This is a genomic window from Streptomyces sp. WMMC500 (genome assembly GCF_027497195.1).
Lineage (GTDB): Bacteria > Actinomycetota > Actinomycetes > Streptomycetales > Streptomycetaceae > Streptomyces.
The window spans coordinates 5,869,689-5,885,257 of record NZ_CP114905.1 but is presented as its reverse complement, the minus strand read 5'-3'; the positions used below and the strand labels follow the sequence as shown (position 1 = coordinate 5,885,257).

The following is a 15,569-nucleotide window of genomic DNA, read 5'->3' as shown; positions in this document are numbered from 1 at the left end:
GCAGTGGTGCTACCCCCCCAATTCGTTCCCGTGCGCCCTTGCCGTGGTGCATACGGTCATGCAGAGTCGTCGTGCAGTGAATAGCACACCGGATCCGGAGGTGGGATGGTCTCCGCCGACGCGGGCGCCCGGCTGCAGAAGCTCTTCGAGGGGCGCCGGCTGACGCCCACCCAGCGCCGCATCGCGCACTGCATGGTGCGCAGGGCCGCCGACGCGCCGTTCCTGTCCAGCGTGGAGCTGGCCGGGCTGGCCGGGGTGAGCCAGCCGTCCGTCACCCGCTTCGCCGTCGCCCTCGGCTTCGACGGCTACCCGGCGCTGCGCCGCGCGCTGCGCGAGGCCGGGCTCGGCGAGCCGGCGGGGCGGTCCGAGCGCAACGAGTACCAGCAGGCCGTGCAGGCCGAGATCGAGAACCTGCGCAACCTCTCCGCCTTCCTCGCCGACCCCGCCCCCGTCGAGGACGCCGGCCGGCTGCTCGCCGCCTCCCGGCCGCTGCCCGTGCTCGGACTGCGCGCCGCGGCGGCGCAGGCGCGCGGCTTCGCGTACTTCGCGGCGAAGGTGCACCCGGACATCCGGGTGCTCGACGAGGCCGGCTCGATGCTCGACGACCGCGTCGACGCCGCCGCCCGCGCCGGCGCCACGGCACTGCTGTGCTTCGCGCTGCCCCGCCACCCGCGGGAGCTGGCGGACGCGCTGCGCACCGCGCGGGCGACCGGGCTGACCGTGGTCACGGTGGCGGACAGCTCGTTCACGCCGGTCGCGCAGGACAGCGACGTCCTGCTGCCGGCGGCGGTGGGCACGGGGCTGTCGTTCGACACGGCGTGCGGGCCGATGCTGCTGGGGCGGGTGCTGCTGGAGGCGATGTGCGACGGGCTGCCGGAGGCGCAGGCGCGGCTGGAGGAGTTCGACGCGCGGGCGGCGGAGCGGTCGCTGTTCCTGGACTGAGGGGCGGGGGCCCGGGGCGGTCGGCCCGTGGGAGCGCGCGGCCGGGCGGTACGCGCGGCGTGCCGACGCGGCCTTCGAGCACCGGACGTCCGGGTGCACTTCGCGGTGCAGGAGCCGTGCCGCCGCGGCGCGGCCTCGGCCGCACGGCCCACCCTGTCCCCGTACGGCCCTAGCCCGCCCCCGTACGCCCGCGCGGCGTGCCGACGCGGCCGTCGGGCACCGGACGTCCGGGTGCACTTCGCGGTGCAGGAGCCGTGCCGCCGCGGCGCGGCCTCGGCCGCACGGCCCGCCCTGTCCCCGTACGGCCTCGCCCGCCCGCGGCGGCTACCGCTCCCCCACCGCCGCCTGCTCCGCGTCCGTCTCCGGCTCCACCCGCCGCCTGCGCCGGTGCTTCAGCAGCGCCCACGGGCCGCGCCCGCCCGCCGGGCCGGCCGGCGCGACCTCCGTGCCGCTCTCGCCCGCGGCCTGCGCCGCGGCCTTGGCCACCGGCAGGTAGCCCTCGTCGCGGCGGACGTCCGGGCGCTCCTCCTCCGCCGGCCACATGCCCAGCGCCGAGGCGAGCGTGGGCAGCACGGCCATCGCGGCGGTGGCGTAGCCCTCCGCCGAGGGGTGGTAGTTGTCAGGACCGAACAGCTCGCGCGGGTTGGCCGCGAACTCCGGGCCCAGCAGCGCGCCCAGCGACACCGTGCGCCCGCCGCGGTCGAGCACGGCGATGGTCTGCGCCGCGGCGAGCTGCCGGCTCAGCCGGCGCGCCAGCCAGCGCAGCGGCTGCTGCACCGGCTCGATCGTGCCCAGGTCGGGGCACGTGCCGACGACGACCTCCGTGCCCGCGTCGCGCAGCCGCGCGACCGCGTCGGACAGGCAGCGCACCGACACCGCCGGCGGCACCCGGTGGGTGACGTCGTTGGCGCCGATCATGATGACCGCGACGTCGGGCCGCAGCCCCTCCTCGTCCAGCAGCAGCGTCACCTGCCGGTCCAGATCGTCGGACTGCGCCCCGGACAGCGCCACGTTCCGCAGGTCCACCGGCCGCTCGGCGACCGCCGCGAGCCCGGAGGCCAGCAGCGCCCCCGGCGTCTGGCGGGGCCGGTAGACGCCCTGGCCCGCGGCGGTGGAGTCGCCGAGGAACGCCAGCAGCACCGGCCGCACGCCGCGCCTGCGGCCGAAGGCCGCCCCGTACCGCCCGTCGGCCCGCGGCGGCTCCTCGTCGCTGCCGCCCACCCGGCGCCGCGCCAGGTGCACCTCCGCGACGAGCACCCCGAGCGTCGCGCCGCCGAGCAGGCCGATGCCCCCGCCGCCGTACGCCGCCGCCGCGGCGATCCGGCGTGCCGCCCTCGCCCTGGTCATCGACATCGCCTCTCCGTTCCGGCCCGGCCCCCGTGTGCCGCGCCGCGCCGTGTCCGTCCCTACCGCTGCCGCCGTGTGCCGCCGACTCCGTCACGCCGTGCCCGTACGCCGTGCCCGCAAGCCGCGCCCGTAACGCTGTGCCGGGAACGCCGTATCCCCACGACCGATTCCGTGACGCCGCCGTGCCAGTGCTGTCCCCGTTTCTCCGGTCCCTGTCCGCCGCCGGTCCCCTCCCCTGTCTGTCCTACGCCGTCTCCCCCTCCCGTCCACGGCGACGCGCGGAGACCCGCCGCCCCGCGCGCTCTACGCGCGTGCTAACACTTTGTTGCCCGGCCTTGTGCCCGGCTCAATCACCCGCGGGGGAGCCTTACGCTGGGCTCGCCCCGAGAGCCACGGACCCTGGAGTGAGCGGTGCAGTATCACGAGTCGATCACCGACCTGGTGGGCAACACGCCCCTGGTCAGGCTGGGCCGTGTGACCCAGGGCATCCGGGCGACGGTGCTGGCGAAGGTCGAGTACTTCAACCCCGGCGGCTCGGTGAAGGACCGCATCGCGCTGCGCATGATCGAGGCCGCGGAGCGCTCGGGCGCGCTGCGGCCCGGCGGCACGATCGTCGAGCCGACGTCGGGCAACACCGGCGTGGGGCTGGCGATGGTGGCCCAGCAGAAGGGCTACAAGTGCATCTTCGTCTGCCCGGACAAGGTGTCCACCGACAAGATCAACGTGCTGCGCGCGTACGGCGCGGAGGTCGTCGTCTGCCCGACCGCCGTCGACCCCGAGCACCCCGACTCGTACTACAACGTCTCCGACCGCCTGGTCCGCGAGACCCCCGGCGCCTGGAAGCCCGACCAGTACAGCAACCCGGACAACCCGGCGTCCCACTACCACTCCACCGGCCCCGAGCTGTGGACGCAGACCGACGGCCGCATCACGCACTTCGTCGCCGGCATCGGCACCGGCGGCACCATCTCCGGCACCGGCCGGTACCTGAAGGAGGTCTCCGACGGCGCCGTGCGGATCGTCGGGGCCGACCCGGAGGGCTCGGTGTACTCCGGCGGCTCGGGCCGCCCGTACCTGGTCGAGGGCGTCGGCGAGGACTTCTGGCCGGACGCCTACGACCGCGGGGTGGCGGACGAGATCGTCGCCGTCTCCGACAAGGACTCCTTCCGCATGACCCGGCGCCTGGCCCGCGAGGAGGGGCTGCTCGTCGGCGGCTCCTGCGGGATGGCGGTGGTCGCCGCGCTGCGGGTGGCGGAGGGACTGGACGAGAACGGCGTGGTCGTCGTCCTGCTGCCGGACAGCGGGCGCGGCTACCTGTCGAAGATCTTCAACGACGACTGGATGGCGGACTACGGCTTCCTGGAGGAGGCCGGCGCCGCGAGCGTCGCGGACGTCCTGCGGGACAAGGCGGGCATGCCGTCGCTGGTGCACATGCACCCGGAGGAGACGGTGGGCGAGGCGATCGAGGTGCTGCGCGAGTACGGGGTCTCGCAGATGCCGGTCGTCAAGCCCGGGGCGGGGCACCCGGACGTGATGGCGGCGGAGGTCATCGGCTCGATCGTGGAACGCGAGCTGCTGGACGCGCTGTTCACCCGCAAGGCGGAACTCGACCACCCGCTGGAGCAGCACATGTGCCCCCCGCTGCCGCAGGTCGGCTCGGGCGAGCCGGTGGCCGACCTGGTGGCGGTGCTGGAGGGCGCGGACGCGGCCGTGGTGCTGGTGGACGGCAAGCCGACGGGTGTCGTGTCACGGACGGACCTGCTGGCGTACCTGGCGAAGGCCGCGGGTACGGCGTGAACTCGCCACGTTGTCCACACCCTTCGCACACATGTCACCACGCACCGCTACGATGCGTCCGTATCCCGGTGACGACGTGTACGGAGGGACGGATTGGCGGACCGACTCGCAGTCGACGGCGACGAACTGGAGCGCTTCATGCGCCTGTTGAAGCGCTCGGTGCAGTCACTCGAAGGGGTGCACAAGGCCCTGCGTGACTCCACCATCAGCGGACTCGGCACGGACAACCTCGACAGCGCGTGCGAGGACTTCCAGGACGAGTGGAAGTACGGGACCGGGCAGATCGGGGAGCAGGTGGACGAGCTGGCGGGGATCGTCGGGGACAGCAAGGAGAGCTACGCCGAGGTCGACAAGGCCCTGGAAGAGAACCTGACGAAGGCTGCCCGGGGAGGCGGTAAGTGACGAACGACGGAACCCCCGGCTTAGCCGGCACCCCGCAGCCTGACAGGAAGCCCTTCGACTTACCCACGCCCACGGACGACTGGTCCGTCATCCAGCCCCAGGGCCTCCAGCGGGGCACCGTCCCCGACGCGTATCCGTACCTCGGCTTCAACCCCGCCCCGGGCAGCACGGACACCGTCCACGCGCTGGGCACCAAGCTGACCACGTGCGCGAAGGTCCTCGACGAGACCCGCGACATGATCACCAAGCTGATGGACGGCAGCTACTGGAAGGGCGACGCGGCCGTCGCCTTCCGGGAGCAGTTGGAGGACGGCCCGCTCCCCCTGAACCTCCGCAACGCCGCGCGCTCGATCAGGAAGGCCGCCAAGCAGCTCTCCCGCTGGGAGGCGGAGCTCGACGAGTTCCAGCGCCGGGCGCGGAAACTCAACGACCGGGCCCGCGAGGCGCACCGGGCTCTGGAGGAGGCGGAGTCCCGAGCGGGGGCGGCAAAGCAGGAAGCCGGCGCGCGCACCTCCCGCACGGGGGACCGCCCGGATCTGAGCGCGAGAAAGCCGGGCGACGACCCGGGCTCGGAGGCGATGCTGCGGCGCCTCAACGCGGCGGTGGACGAGGCGCAGGCGGAACTCAACCGGATCCTCTCCAGCGCGTACACCCTTGCGTGGGAGCACGAAACGGAGGCGGGGGCCCGGGCGGACGCGATCCGCGACGCCACGGACAAACTGGCCCCGCAGGAACCGGGCTTCTTCGCCAAGGCAGCAGCCTGGATCACGGAGAACCTCCCGGACATCCTGAGCATAGCGGCGGGGGTGGTGGCGCTGGCGGCCCTGACGATCGTCACGGGCGGCACGGCAACGGCGATCCTGCTGTTGGCAGCGGCGGCCCTCAGCGCGGGCGCGCTGGTTTCTCGGCTGGCGGACCCGGCGGTGCGGGCGTCACTGGCGGACGGCTTCACGAAGGGCGAGTTCGACGCGGACTTCTTTACCAACACGGTGAGCGTGGTCGCCGACGGCCTGGCGGTGCTGCCCGGCGTGAGTGCCGTCGGAAAGGGCCTTGTGCAAGGAGTGGAGGTTGTTCGCACAGGCACCGAGACTTTGGCGCTGGGCCAGAAGATCAGCGCAGTGGGCGGCCGCGTCATGGCAGAGGCTCAAGCCGTCGCCGCGCTGGACAACACCCTGCTGACACGCGCGGTGCACGCTGTCGGCGGTTCTGAACGGGTGGCTCAGGGTGTTGAGGTCACGGCAACGTCTCTGGGAGTGCTGTCAGGGGGAACAGGTCTGCTCGGGACCGGCGTGGAAGCCTTCGACAACGAGGTCCTCGAAGGGGCGGGCACCGCTCTCGGCGGTCTCGAAATCGCAGGACTCGGCAGCGGGGAGTTGATCGCTCTCGGCCGCCGTGTCCTCATCAGGTAAGGCAACGTCGTCGTCTGCTGAGGGAACGAGGTCTCGCGTGCATCCATCCGCCTACCCCACCGCCTGGGACCACCCTCCGACGCGACGTGCGTGGGCCAGACAGGCGACGATCAGCATTCTCGCCTTCCCGGGATGGTTCCTTGTTCCCGGGGGGCTACTCTTTGCGCTGATCGATTCCCTTCCGTCTGCGCTCATCCCCGTCTTTGCAGTTGCCGCCATTTACGGCGCGTATCGTACTTGCGTTCAGCCTCTCCTCATCTTTCTGGACTTCCGTACTCGACGCATCCTTCGGGCGTACCCATGGCAGCTCGGCGACAGCCCATTCAGCCGGTCGCCTCATCCCGAGTCCTCTCACACGAAGCCTTGGGTGGAGTTCCCGAACCCCGCCCGGCCGGGAGAGTCCATACCGCTGCACTTTCACCTGCACTACCGCACCGTGTGGTGGGAAAGACGGATGTCGTCGCGCGCCAAGCCCGAGCGAAAGGCCCAGTTGGCGCCGATTTGGTTCGCCGGTGATCCGCGTTTCTTCGGCGTCGTAGCCGTGACCAGATCCGGAAGCGATCCCGCCAGCCCCACACCAAAGCGCCTGCACTATCTCGCCCAGATCAGCCCCGAGAAGAAAGGGACAGCCATCGACGACAATCCGTGGCAGGCATCGCCTGAGGATCTTGCCCGCGCGCGGCACGCCGTGGGTAAGGGGACGGCGTGACTGAAGAACACCCCACCTACATCCTCAGCGACTCCGCCACCGCCCCCGACCGCGAAGCCTGGTTCGCGCTGCCCGCCGGATTCACCACCCTTCCCCTCGGCGCTCTCACCGCCCCGCCCGACAGTCCCGACGCCTCGCCCCTGCGTGACGCCCTCGGCGAGATTCTCGGTGCGGTCCCCGACGGGGTTGTCCGGCAGCAGGTCATCGGGCAGTTAGCCGGCGCTCAGCGGATGATGTTCGCCCTTCGGGAGGAAGGCGTCGTGCACTGTTCGCTCGGGCTGCATCGCGACGACGACGGCGACGGCCGCCTGCTCACCTCGTTCTTCACCTTCCGGTGGCAGGAAATCAGTCGCGCCCCCCGGCACCTCACCGCCGCCCGCGCCGTCGCCGCAGGTCACGACCGTATCGAGGTGCTCGACCTGCCCTGCGGCCCGGCCGCGCTCGGGGAGGCGGCCATGGCTGTCGCGCCGGATCTCGGGGTGGCCGTCGATCGGCTGCTGCAGGTTCACGCCTATCTGCCCCACCCCGACGGCTGCCGGCTCGTCGTGCTCACCCTGACCACGGCCGCGGTGGATCGCCGTACGCACTACCGCGCGATGCTGCGGGACGTCGCCGAGCACGTCAGCTTCGACAACCCGCTCGCGGGCCTGCCCACACAGGTGTGACGCGGGGACCGCCGCACCCCGGTGCACGCACCAAGGGGCGGGACGACGGCGGTCCCCGCGTAGGACGCGGGCCGGTTCAGGATGTGCCCTGCGTCCGGGCGACCAGGAGGTCCGGGAGCCGCTCCGGAGGTTCCTTGCCGACGTCCTCTAATCTGCCCGACCCGTGTTAACCCCGTGCTGCGCCGGCGTGACGCCCTCGTACCGTTTCCGGATTCCCGCCTCGGGTCACCGCAAGCGCCGCGTCACCGCCACCGCGGCTGCCGCAGCGGCACCCCGGAGTCCCCCGACCCCGGGGTCCGTACCGCCAGCACCTGGTTCACGCCGATCCGGTTGCGCTCGAAGGACAGCGCCGACGCCGCCATGTACAGCCGCCACACCCGCGCCCGCCCCGGCGACGTCAGCGCCACCGCGTTCGCCCAGCGGGCCTCCAGGTTCGCCACCCAGCGGCGCAGCGTCAGCGCGTAGTGCTCGCGCAGCGCCTGGGTGTCGCGCACCTCGAAGCCCGCCCGCTCCAACTGGTCCACGGTCGTGCCGATGGGCGACAGCTCCCCGTCGGGGAAGACGTAGGCGTCGATGAACTCGTCGATCGCGTAGTCCTCTTCGTCCGCCAGCGGGCGGCGGGCGATCTGGTGGTTGAGCAGCCGGCCGCCGGGGCGGAGCAGCCCGTGGAGGACGCGGGCGTACTCGCCGTAGCGCTGGGAGCCGACGTGCTCGGCCATGCCGATGGAGGAGATCGCGTCGTACGGGCCGTCGGCGGTCTCGCGGTAGTCCTGCACCCGGATCTCGATGCGGTCGCCGAGCCCCGCCTCGGCCACCCGCTTGCGGGCGTACGCGGCCTGCTCGGCGGAGAGCGTGATGCCGACGGCGCGTACGCCGTACTCGCGCGCCGCGTGCAGCACCATCGAGCCCCAGCCGCAGCCGACGTCGAGGAGCCGGTCGCCTTCCTTGAGGCCGAGCTTGCGGCAGACGAGGTCGAGCTTGGCGGCCTGGGCGTCTTCCAGGGTGCCGCCGTCGTGCCAGTAGGCGCACGAGTAGACCATGGACGGGCCGAGGACGAGGGAGTAGAAGTCGTTGCCGACGTCGTAGTGGTGGCTGACGGCGGCCCGGTCGCGGCGCAGGGTGTGCAGGGCGCCGCGGGCCCTGTGCCGGCGCACCTCCTCGGGCGGCGGCGGGGGCGGGGGCAGCGGGCGGGCGAGGGCGAGGGCGCCGCGGGCGGCGGCGGCGAGGCGGGCCGGGCCCGGCCGGGGGGCGTCGGGGCCGCGCTCCCAGAGCAGGCCGGCGAGGCGTTCGAGGGCGGTGTACAGGTCGCCCTCGACGTCGAGTTCCCCGGCGACCCAGGCGCGGGCGAGGCCGAGTTCGCCGGGCCGCCAGAGGATGCGGCGCAGCGCTCGGCGGTGGCGTACGACGAGGACGGGGGAGCTCTCGGGGCCGGCTTCCGAGTGGTCCCAGGCGCGGATACGGATCGGCAGCGGGCCTCCGAGCAGCTCCTCCGCGAGGGCGGCGAGCCGGGGCGCGGCGGCTTCGTGGGGCATGGCGCACCTCCGTGAGACGGGCGGGTGGTCGACGTGTGTCAGCGGCTACTGGACTACACGTAAACACCAAAGCCCACCCCGAGAAGTCCCGTTGCGCGCCGGTACCAGCCGAAAAGAGCAGTCAGGCGCCCTGCCCGGCGGACCGGGAGGGCGCCTGACCGGCGATGGGCCGGGTGCGCGGCGGGCGTGCGCGGCGGGTCAGGAGGCGCGGGCGGCCTCGCGGCTCCGCTCCTCGCGGCTCCGCTCCTCGCCGGCGGCCGCGCCGGTGTCGCCGACGGGCGGCAGGCCGGCGGCGCCGCGCGCCCGCTCCTGCTCGCGCGTCGCCTCCCCGTCGCGTACGGACTGGTCGTGCTGGGCCCGGGCGGCGGCGGTGACCGGCGCTGCGGCCTCGTAGAACTCGTCCCGCGGCGACTCCATGGCCCCCAGCGAAACCACCTCGCGCTTGAGGAAGACGCCGAGCGTCCAGTCCATGAAGACCCGGATCTTGCGGTTCCAGGTCGGCACGGCGAGGCCGTGGTAGCCGCGGTGCATGTACCAGGCGAGGCGGCCCTTGAACTTCAGGGACCGGCCGAACACGTTGACCATCGCGACGCCCTTGTGCAGGCCGAGGCCGGCGACGGCGCCCTTGTTCTTGTGCCGGTACGCGCGCTGGGGGAAGCCGCGCAGCTCCGCCACGACGTTGTCGCCGAGGAGCTTGGCCTGCCGCAGGGCGTGCTGGGCGTTCGGCGGGCACCAGGCGTTCTCGACGCCGGCGGCGCGGGCGGCGAGGTCGGGGATCTGGGCGTTGTCCCCGGCGGCCCAGATGTAGTCCGTGCCCTGCACCTGGAGGGTGGCGGCGGTGTCGACGTGCCCCTTGGGGCCGAGCGGCAGGCCGTACTCCTTCAGGACCGGGTGCGGCTTGACGCCGGCGGTCCACACGACCGTGTTGGAGTCGACCTCCAGGCCGTTCTTGAGCACGACGTGGCCGTCGACGCACGACTCCAGGGAGGTGTCGAGGTAGACCTCGATGCCGCGCTGCTGGAGGTGCTTCAGGCCCCACTTGCCGAGCGCGGGACCGACCTCGGGGAGGATCTTGTCGGCGGCGTCGACGAGGACGAAGCGCATGTCCTCGCGCTTGATCGAGGGGTAGTACTTCGCCGCGTCGCGCGCCAGGTCCTCGATCTCGCCGATGGTCTCGGCGCCGGCGAACCCGCCGCCGACGAAGACGAAGGTGAGGGCCTTGCGCCGGGTGTCGGCGTCGTTGGTGGACTCGGCCTTGTCGAGCTGCTCCAGCACGTGGTTGCGCAGCCCGATGGCCTCCTCGACGCCCTTCATGCCGATGCCGTTCTCGGCGAGGCCGGGTATCGGGAAGGTGCGCGAGACCGCGCCGAGCGCGACGATCAGGTAGTCGAACGGCACCTCGTACGGGCCGCCGACGATGGGTGCGACGACCGCGACCTTGCGGTCCTGGTCGATGGAGGTGACCCGGCCGGTGAGCACCTCGGCGCCGGGGAGAACCTGGCGCAGCGGCACCACGACGTGCCGGGGAGAGATGCTGCCGGCGGCCGCCTCGGGGAGGAAGGGCTGGTACGTCATGTACGAGCGCGGGTCGACGACGGTGACCGACGCCTCCCCGTACCGCATCTTCTTCAGGATGCGGCGCGCCGCGTAAAGGCCGACGTAACCGCCGCCTACTACGAGGATCCTGGGACGCTCCGTAGTGCTCATGTTTCCGAGTATCCCCCCGGGAGGGGAGGCATGCTCGTGAGGGGGTTCACAAGCTCCGACCCCCCTGGTGCTACACTGCCCCGCCACACCTTGCGCGCTCGTGACGCGCTCACGGCCGGAAATCGACCACACCTCGCTGAGCTGCGGTTTCCGCGCCAGGACCCACAGATGTCACTCTGACGCAAAGCGGCCGTCACACCCCGCACGACGCCCGGGAGTCCAGGATTCGAGCTCGGCGGGCAAATCCGCGCCCGAAGCATGTGAATAACTTCACGAAGTTCGTTCGCCCAGCTCGCCGTGGGTGGACCGGGCGCCCCGCGGATCCGGCCGGAGCCCGTCCAGGAGACCGGCGTCGCCGGTGACGGCCAGCCCGCGGGCACGTGCCTCGGCCGGGTCGATGCGGTGGGCGAGCAGCCCGAACGCCGCGTCGGGCGGACCGGTGAGGACGAGGTCGGGGGCGGCGGCCCGGCCCGGGCGCATGGTGACCCGGCCCGCGGCCGAGCGGAGTGTCACGGGTTCGTCGTCGCACCGCACCTCGACGGTCAGCTCCGGGCGGCCCGGGTCGACGCCCGGGAAGAGGTCGGCGACGGGAAGGGCCAGCCAGTGGCCGCGGAACGCGTCGCCCTCCGCCATGCGGTCCATCAGGGGGGCGGCCCACCCGCCGACGGCGGACACCACCTCCCGCAGGTCCTCGCCCCGCCCGGTGAGCCGGTAGCGGTCGTCGGCCTTGACCACCAGCCCGTTGTCCTGCATGGCGCGCAGCCGTTCGGAGAGCAGATTGCTGGCGATGCCCGGGAGTCCGTGGCGCAGCTCGCCGAAGCGGCGCGGGCCGACGAGGAGCTCGCGGACGATCAGAAGCAGCCAGCGGTCGCCGATGACGTCGAGCCCCCGCGCCAGCGCGCAGTACTGACCGTAGGACTTCATGGCTCAAGCATAGTCAGTTGTTAAACACATCTCAAAGAAGTTTATTTTTTCAACCGACCGGAGGTAGGCTGGCAGCACGAAGTCCGATCCCCTCGACAACAGGAGGCACCCCATGCCTGTCATCCACATCGACGGCCCGGCAGGACTGCCGCAGAGCGCAAGGCAGAAGCTGGTCCGGGAGGTGACCCGGGCGGCCGACGAGGCGTACCACGTCCCGGACGTCCGGATCTGGCTGCGCGAGACCCCGGCCGACGGCTACGCCCAGGACGGCGAACTCGGCGCCAGGATCCGCCCCGTCGCCACCCTCCAGGTCCCCGAGCTGTCCAGCATCGACGCCAGGCGCACCCTGGTCGGGCGCGTCAACGCGGCCCTGGCCGATGCCTACGCCGGCCTCGCCGACACCGAGAACGTCATCGTGTTCCTCGACGACTACCCGCTGGAGCGGGTCGGCTGGGCGGGCCGGCTGCAGTCGGACGTACCCGAGATGGTCACGCTCGCCGAGCGGCTCGCCGGCTGAGCCCTCGCCCCACGCGGGCCCGGCAGCCTTCCGCGCCACGACCTGGTGCGGAAGGCTGCTCGCGCACGGTTCAGGCTCGCCCGGGAACGCTCACCGACCCGGCTCGGCAGCGCACGTGAACGCGAGGCCGTCGAGGATGTCGTGCTCGCTGACCACCACGTCGGGGGCCCCCGTGCGCTCCATCACCGCCAGCAGCACCAGCGCCCCCGCGGCGATCACGTCGACGCGGCCCGGGTGCATGACCGGGATGGCGGCCCGTTCCGCGTGGGTCGCCGTGAGGAGGGAGTCCGTGATCTCGCGGATCCGCGCCACCGGGATGCGGGCGTGGTGCAGGGCCGTCGAGTCGTAGGCGGGGAGGTCCATGGCGATGCCCGCGACGGTGGTGACCGAGCCGGCGAGGCCCACCAGGGTGGTGGTGTCGCGGAGGGGGACCGTTGCCTCCGCCGCGTCCAGGGCCGCGGCGACGTCGGCCTTCGCCGCCTCGATCTGCCGCGGCGTCGGAGGGTCGGCGAAGTGGTGGCGTTCGGTGAGGCGGACGCAGCCGACGTCCACCGAGCGGGCCGCCTCGACGCGGTCCGTGCCGGAGACGAACTCCGTCGAGCCGCCGCCGATGTCGACCACCAGGTACGGGCCCGGCAGCCGGCCGGAGAGCTCCTTCGTCGCGCCCGTGAAGGCCAGCGCGGCCTCCTCGTCGCCGGTGACGACCTCCGGGCGGACGCCGAGGATCTCCTCCACGCCGCGGACGAAGTCCGCGCGGTTCTCGGCGTCGCGCGTGGCGGACGTGGCGACGAACCGGGTACGCACCGCGCCCAGCCGCTCGATGATCTCCGCGTACCGGCGGCAGGCGGCGAACGTGCGCTCCAGCGCCTCGGGCGCCAGCCGGCCCGTACGGTCCACGTCCTGGCCCAGCCGGACGATCTCCATCCGGCGGTCCAGGTCCTTCAGTTCACCGGGAGCCCCGGCGCCGGAGGCGCTCTCGGGCACGGTGACGTCCGCCACCAGCAGGCGGATCGAATTCGTGCCGCAGTCCACGGCTGCCACGCGCGTCATGCCTCGTCCTCCCCGGTCGTCTCCGGTGTCACACACGGGCCCTTGGCCCACCACTCCGGCAGCATCGCCAGCGCCTCGTCCCCCAGCGGGTTCACCCCCGGCCCCGCCGCCAGCGCGTGCGCGACGAGCACGTGCAGGCACTTGACCCGGTCCGGCATCCCGCCCGCGCTCGGAAACCCGGGCAGCTCGGCGATGGCGTCGCGGCGGGCGACGTAGTCCTCGTGAGCCGCGCGGTACGCCGCCGCCAGCTCCGGGTCCGCCGCCAGCCGGGCGGTCATCTCCTTCATCACGCCGTTCGCCTCCAGCGTGCCGATCGCGGAGTTCGCGCGCGGGCACGTCAGGTAGTACAGCGTCGGGAACGGCGTGCCGTCCGCCAGTCGCGGGGACGTCTCGACGACGTCCGGGTTGCCGCACGGGCAGCGGTGCGCCACGGCGCGCAGGCCGCGCGGGGAGCGGCCCAACTGCGCGGCCACGGCGGCGGCGTCCGCCGCGGTGGCGGGGGTGTGCTCGGTGGGCGGCGGGGGTTTGTCCATCTCTCCTCTTCAACAGGCGGGCGGCGGGCGGCGCTCGGCGGCCGGCGGGGTGCGCGTGCGTACGCGCCTCAGCGCCGCCCGTCCGCGGCGTCCAGGCCGTCCCACATGTTCTCGTACCACGGCCTGTCCACCGTCTCCCCGGCCTCGCCGGAGCGGGCGGAGCCGGTGCCGTCGCGCATCAGGTAGCCGGTCTCGCCCGGCAGCACGTAGTGCAGGTGCTCGCGGGCCTGCCGGCGGACGTACTCCGGGTCCCGCCAGCGCGCCTTCTCGTCCCGCAGCTCCTCCACCCGCCGCTCGGCCTGCGCCTTCTCCCGCTCCAGCTCGGCGATCTCGGCGCGCTGGGCGATGTACTGGCGCAGCGGGTACGCGAGCGCCACCACCAGCGAGCAGACGACGAGCGCGAGCACCGCGGCCCGCCCCGTCAGCCGGCTGCGCCGCGGCGGGCGCGCGCGGTAGACGCGCTCCGAGACCCGGCTGACGGCCTGCTCGCCGAGCAGCTTGAGCCGGGTGGTGGTGGAGAAGCGCTCCCTGGCCATGTGCGTCGCGTCCTCCCCGGGCGGCGTGCGGTGGTCGGCCCCGGTCGCACCTTACGCGGTGCGGCCGGGGCCGGGTGCGTCCGACGCCGATGTCGTACGGGTCGGCCCGGTCAGCCGTTCTTGTAGCGGGGGAAGGCGCTGCGGCCCGCGTACTCGGCTGCGTCGTCGAGGATCTCCTCGATGCGCAGGAGCTGGTTGTACTTGGCGACCCGCTCGGAGCGGGCGGGGGCGCCGGTCTTGATCTGGCCGCAGTTGGTGGCGACGGCCAGGTCGGCGATGGTGACGTCCTCGGTCTCGCCGGAGCGGTGGGACATCATGCACTTGAAGCCGCTGCGCTGGGCCAGCTCGACGGCGTCCAGGGTCTCGGTGAGCGACCCGATCTGGTTGACCTTGACCAGCAGCGCGTTCGCCGCGTTCTCGTCGATGCCGCGCTGCAGCCGCTCGGGGTTGGTGACGAAGAGGTCGTCGCCGACGATCTGGACCTTGTCGCCGAGGCGCTCGGTCAGCACGTGCCAGCCGGCCCAGTCGTCCTCGAACAGCGGGTCCTCGATGGACACCAGCGGGTAGTCCGCGACGAGCTGCTCGTAGTACTCGGTCATCTCGGCGGCGGAGCGGCTCTTGCCCTCGAAGACGTAGGCGCCGTCCTTGTAGAACTCCGAGGCGGCGACGTCGAGCGCGAGGGCGACGTCCTGGCCCGCGGTGTAGCCGGCCTTCTGGATCGCCTCGACGATGAGGTCCAGCGCGTCCCGGTTGGAGTCGAGGTTCGGCGCGAAGCCGCCCTCGTCGCCGAGGCCCGTGGACAGGCCGCGCTCCTTGAGGACGGCCTTGAGCTGGTGGTAGATCTCCGCGCCGCAGCGTACGGCCTCGGAGAACGACTCGGCGCCGATCGGCGCGATCATGAACTCCTGGATGTCGACGTTGGAGTCCGCGTGGCTGCCGCCGTTGAGGATGTTCATCATCGGCACGGGCAGCACGTGCGCGTTGGGGCCGCCGAGGTAGCGGAACAGCGGCAGGTCGGAAGCCTCGGAGGCGGCGTGCGCGACGGCGAGCGAGACGCCGAGGATGGCGTTGGCGCCCAGCGACGACTTGTCGGGGGTGGCGTCGAGGTCGAACATCGCCTGGTCGATGAGGCGCTGCTCGGTGGCGTCGTAGCCGACGAGCTCGGGGCCGATCTGCTCGATGACGGCGAGCACGGCCTTCTCGACGCCCTTCCCGCCGTAGCGGGCCTTGTCCCCGTCCCTCAGCTCCAGGGCCTCGAAGGCGCCGGTGGAGGCGCCGGACGGTACGGCAGCACGGCCGGTGCTGCCGTCGTCGAGGCCGACCTCGACCTCGACCGTGGGGTTGCCGCGGGAGTCGAGAATCTCTCGGGCTACGACGACGTCGATGGACGGCACGGTGTCTCCTTCGGAGGGATTCGCTACGGGTTCCGCCCTGAGCCTAGCCGCCCCGGGTGACGGCCCCGGCGCGTACCCGGCCGCATTCCGCGGTACGAGACGGTT

15 protein-coding genes are annotated in these 15,569 nt (G+C 72.8%); 7 read left to right on the top strand and 8 right to left on the bottom strand.

What is annotated here, in order from left to right:
* Window positions 1–105 precede the first annotated feature (105 nt).
* Window positions 106–942 carry a MurR/RpiR family transcriptional regulator gene (locus O7599_RS25425; protein ID WP_281617935.1) on the top strand — a complete coding sequence of 279 codons (837 nt, stop codon included), beginning with the start codon at window positions 106–108 and terminating at the stop codon, window positions 940–942.
* 324 nt (window positions 943–1,266) lie between these two features.
* On the opposite strand, the gene O7599_RS25420 is transcribed toward O7599_RS25425, so the two are convergent.
* Complete coding sequence (locus tag O7599_RS25420) at window positions 1,267–2,295, bottom strand: SGNH/GDSL hydrolase family protein (protein WP_281617934.1); 1,029 nt, start codon at window positions 2,293–2,295, stop codon at window positions 1,267–1,269.
* A gap of 405 nt (window positions 2,296–2,700) precedes the next feature.
* On the opposite strand from O7599_RS25420, the gene O7599_RS25415 reads away from it, so the two are divergent.
* The 5 genes from O7599_RS25415 (at window position 2,701) to O7599_RS25395 (ending at window position 7,271) form a co-directional block, all read left to right on the top strand.
* Window positions 2,701–4,086 (top strand): cystathionine beta-synthase, encoded by a 1,386-nt coding sequence (locus O7599_RS25415; RefSeq protein ID WP_281617933.1) that lies wholly within the window; start codon window positions 2,701–2,703, stop codon window positions 4,084–4,086.
* Window positions 4,087–4,179: 93 nt separating this feature from the next.
* On the top strand, window positions 4,180–4,488 hold the full coding sequence (locus O7599_RS25410; RefSeq protein WP_281617932.1) for a hypothetical protein: 309 nt from the start codon (window positions 4,180–4,182) through the stop codon (window positions 4,486–4,488).
* Window positions 4,485–5,897, top strand: a complete 1,413-nt coding sequence (locus tag O7599_RS25405; protein WP_281617931.1) for a putative T7SS-secreted protein — start codon at window positions 4,485–4,487, stop codon at window positions 5,895–5,897. Before O7599_RS25410 ends, O7599_RS25405 begins: the two co-directional genes overlap by 4 nt.
* A gap of 367 nt (window positions 5,898–6,264) precedes the next feature.
* On the top strand, window positions 6,265–6,606 hold the full coding sequence (locus O7599_RS25400; protein ID WP_281617930.1) for a hypothetical protein: 342 nt from the start codon (window positions 6,265–6,267) through the stop codon (window positions 6,604–6,606).
* Complete coding sequence (locus O7599_RS25395) at window positions 6,603–7,271, top strand: hypothetical protein (RefSeq protein WP_281617929.1); 669 nt, start codon at window positions 6,603–6,605, stop codon at window positions 7,269–7,271. The genes O7599_RS25400 and O7599_RS25395 overlap by 4 nt, the downstream gene beginning before the upstream one ends.
* Before the next feature lie 242 nt (window positions 7,272–7,513).
* Here the strand turns inward: O7599_RS25395 and O7599_RS25390 are convergent, their stop codons facing one another.
* The 3 genes from O7599_RS25390 to O7599_RS25380 all read right to left on the bottom strand — a co-directional run bounded on the left by O7599_RS25390 (window position 7,514) and on the right by O7599_RS25380 (window position 11,434).
* Window positions 7,514–8,803 carry a cyclopropane-fatty-acyl-phospholipid synthase family protein gene (locus O7599_RS25390; RefSeq protein ID WP_281617928.1) on the bottom strand — a complete coding sequence of 430 codons (1,290 nt, stop codon included), beginning with the start codon at window positions 8,801–8,803 and terminating at the stop codon, window positions 7,514–7,516.
* 198 nt (window positions 8,804–9,001) lie between these two features.
* Window positions 9,002–10,510, bottom strand: a complete 1,509-nt coding sequence (locus O7599_RS25385; RefSeq protein WP_281617927.1) for an NAD(P)/FAD-dependent oxidoreductase — start codon at window positions 10,508–10,510, stop codon at window positions 9,002–9,004.
* A gap of 270 nt (window positions 10,511–10,780) precedes the next feature.
* Window positions 10,781–11,434, bottom strand: a complete 654-nt coding sequence (locus O7599_RS25380) for a helix-turn-helix domain-containing protein (RefSeq protein WP_281617926.1) — start codon at window positions 11,432–11,434, stop codon at window positions 10,781–10,783.
* 112 nt (window positions 11,435–11,546) lie between these two features.
* Here O7599_RS25380 and O7599_RS25375 point away from each other — a divergent pair, with 112 nt between their 5' ends.
* Window positions 11,547–11,951, top strand: coding sequence for a tautomerase family protein (locus O7599_RS25375; RefSeq protein ID WP_281617925.1), 405 nt, complete (start codon window positions 11,547–11,549; stop codon window positions 11,949–11,951).
* Between the two features lie 90 nt (window positions 11,952–12,041).
* Here O7599_RS25375 and O7599_RS25370 read toward each other — a convergent pair whose 3' ends face one another.
* From O7599_RS25370 to eno, 4 genes are all read right to left on the bottom strand, one after another.
* A complete protein-coding gene (locus O7599_RS25370; RefSeq protein WP_281617924.1) occupies window positions 12,042–13,001 on the bottom strand; it encodes a Ppx/GppA phosphatase family protein in 960 nt (319 codons plus the stop codon).
* Entirely contained in the window at window positions 12,998–13,534 is a 537-nt protein-coding gene (locus O7599_RS25365) for a DUF501 domain-containing protein (protein WP_281617923.1), read from the bottom strand. The genes O7599_RS25370 and O7599_RS25365 overlap by 4 nt, the downstream gene beginning before the upstream one ends.
* Before the next feature lie 68 nt (window positions 13,535–13,602).
* Window positions 13,603–14,070 carry a septum formation initiator family protein gene (locus O7599_RS25360; protein ID WP_281617922.1) on the bottom strand — a complete coding sequence of 156 codons (468 nt, stop codon included), beginning with the start codon at window positions 14,068–14,070 and terminating at the stop codon, window positions 13,603–13,605.
* A gap of 110 nt (window positions 14,071–14,180) precedes the next feature.
* Window positions 14,181–15,464: a phosphopyruvate hydratase gene (gene eno / locus O7599_RS25355; protein ID WP_281617921.1), complete on the bottom strand. Its 1,284-nt coding sequence runs from the start codon at window positions 15,462–15,464 to the stop codon at window positions 14,181–14,183.
* Window positions 15,465–15,569 lie beyond the last annotated feature (105 nt).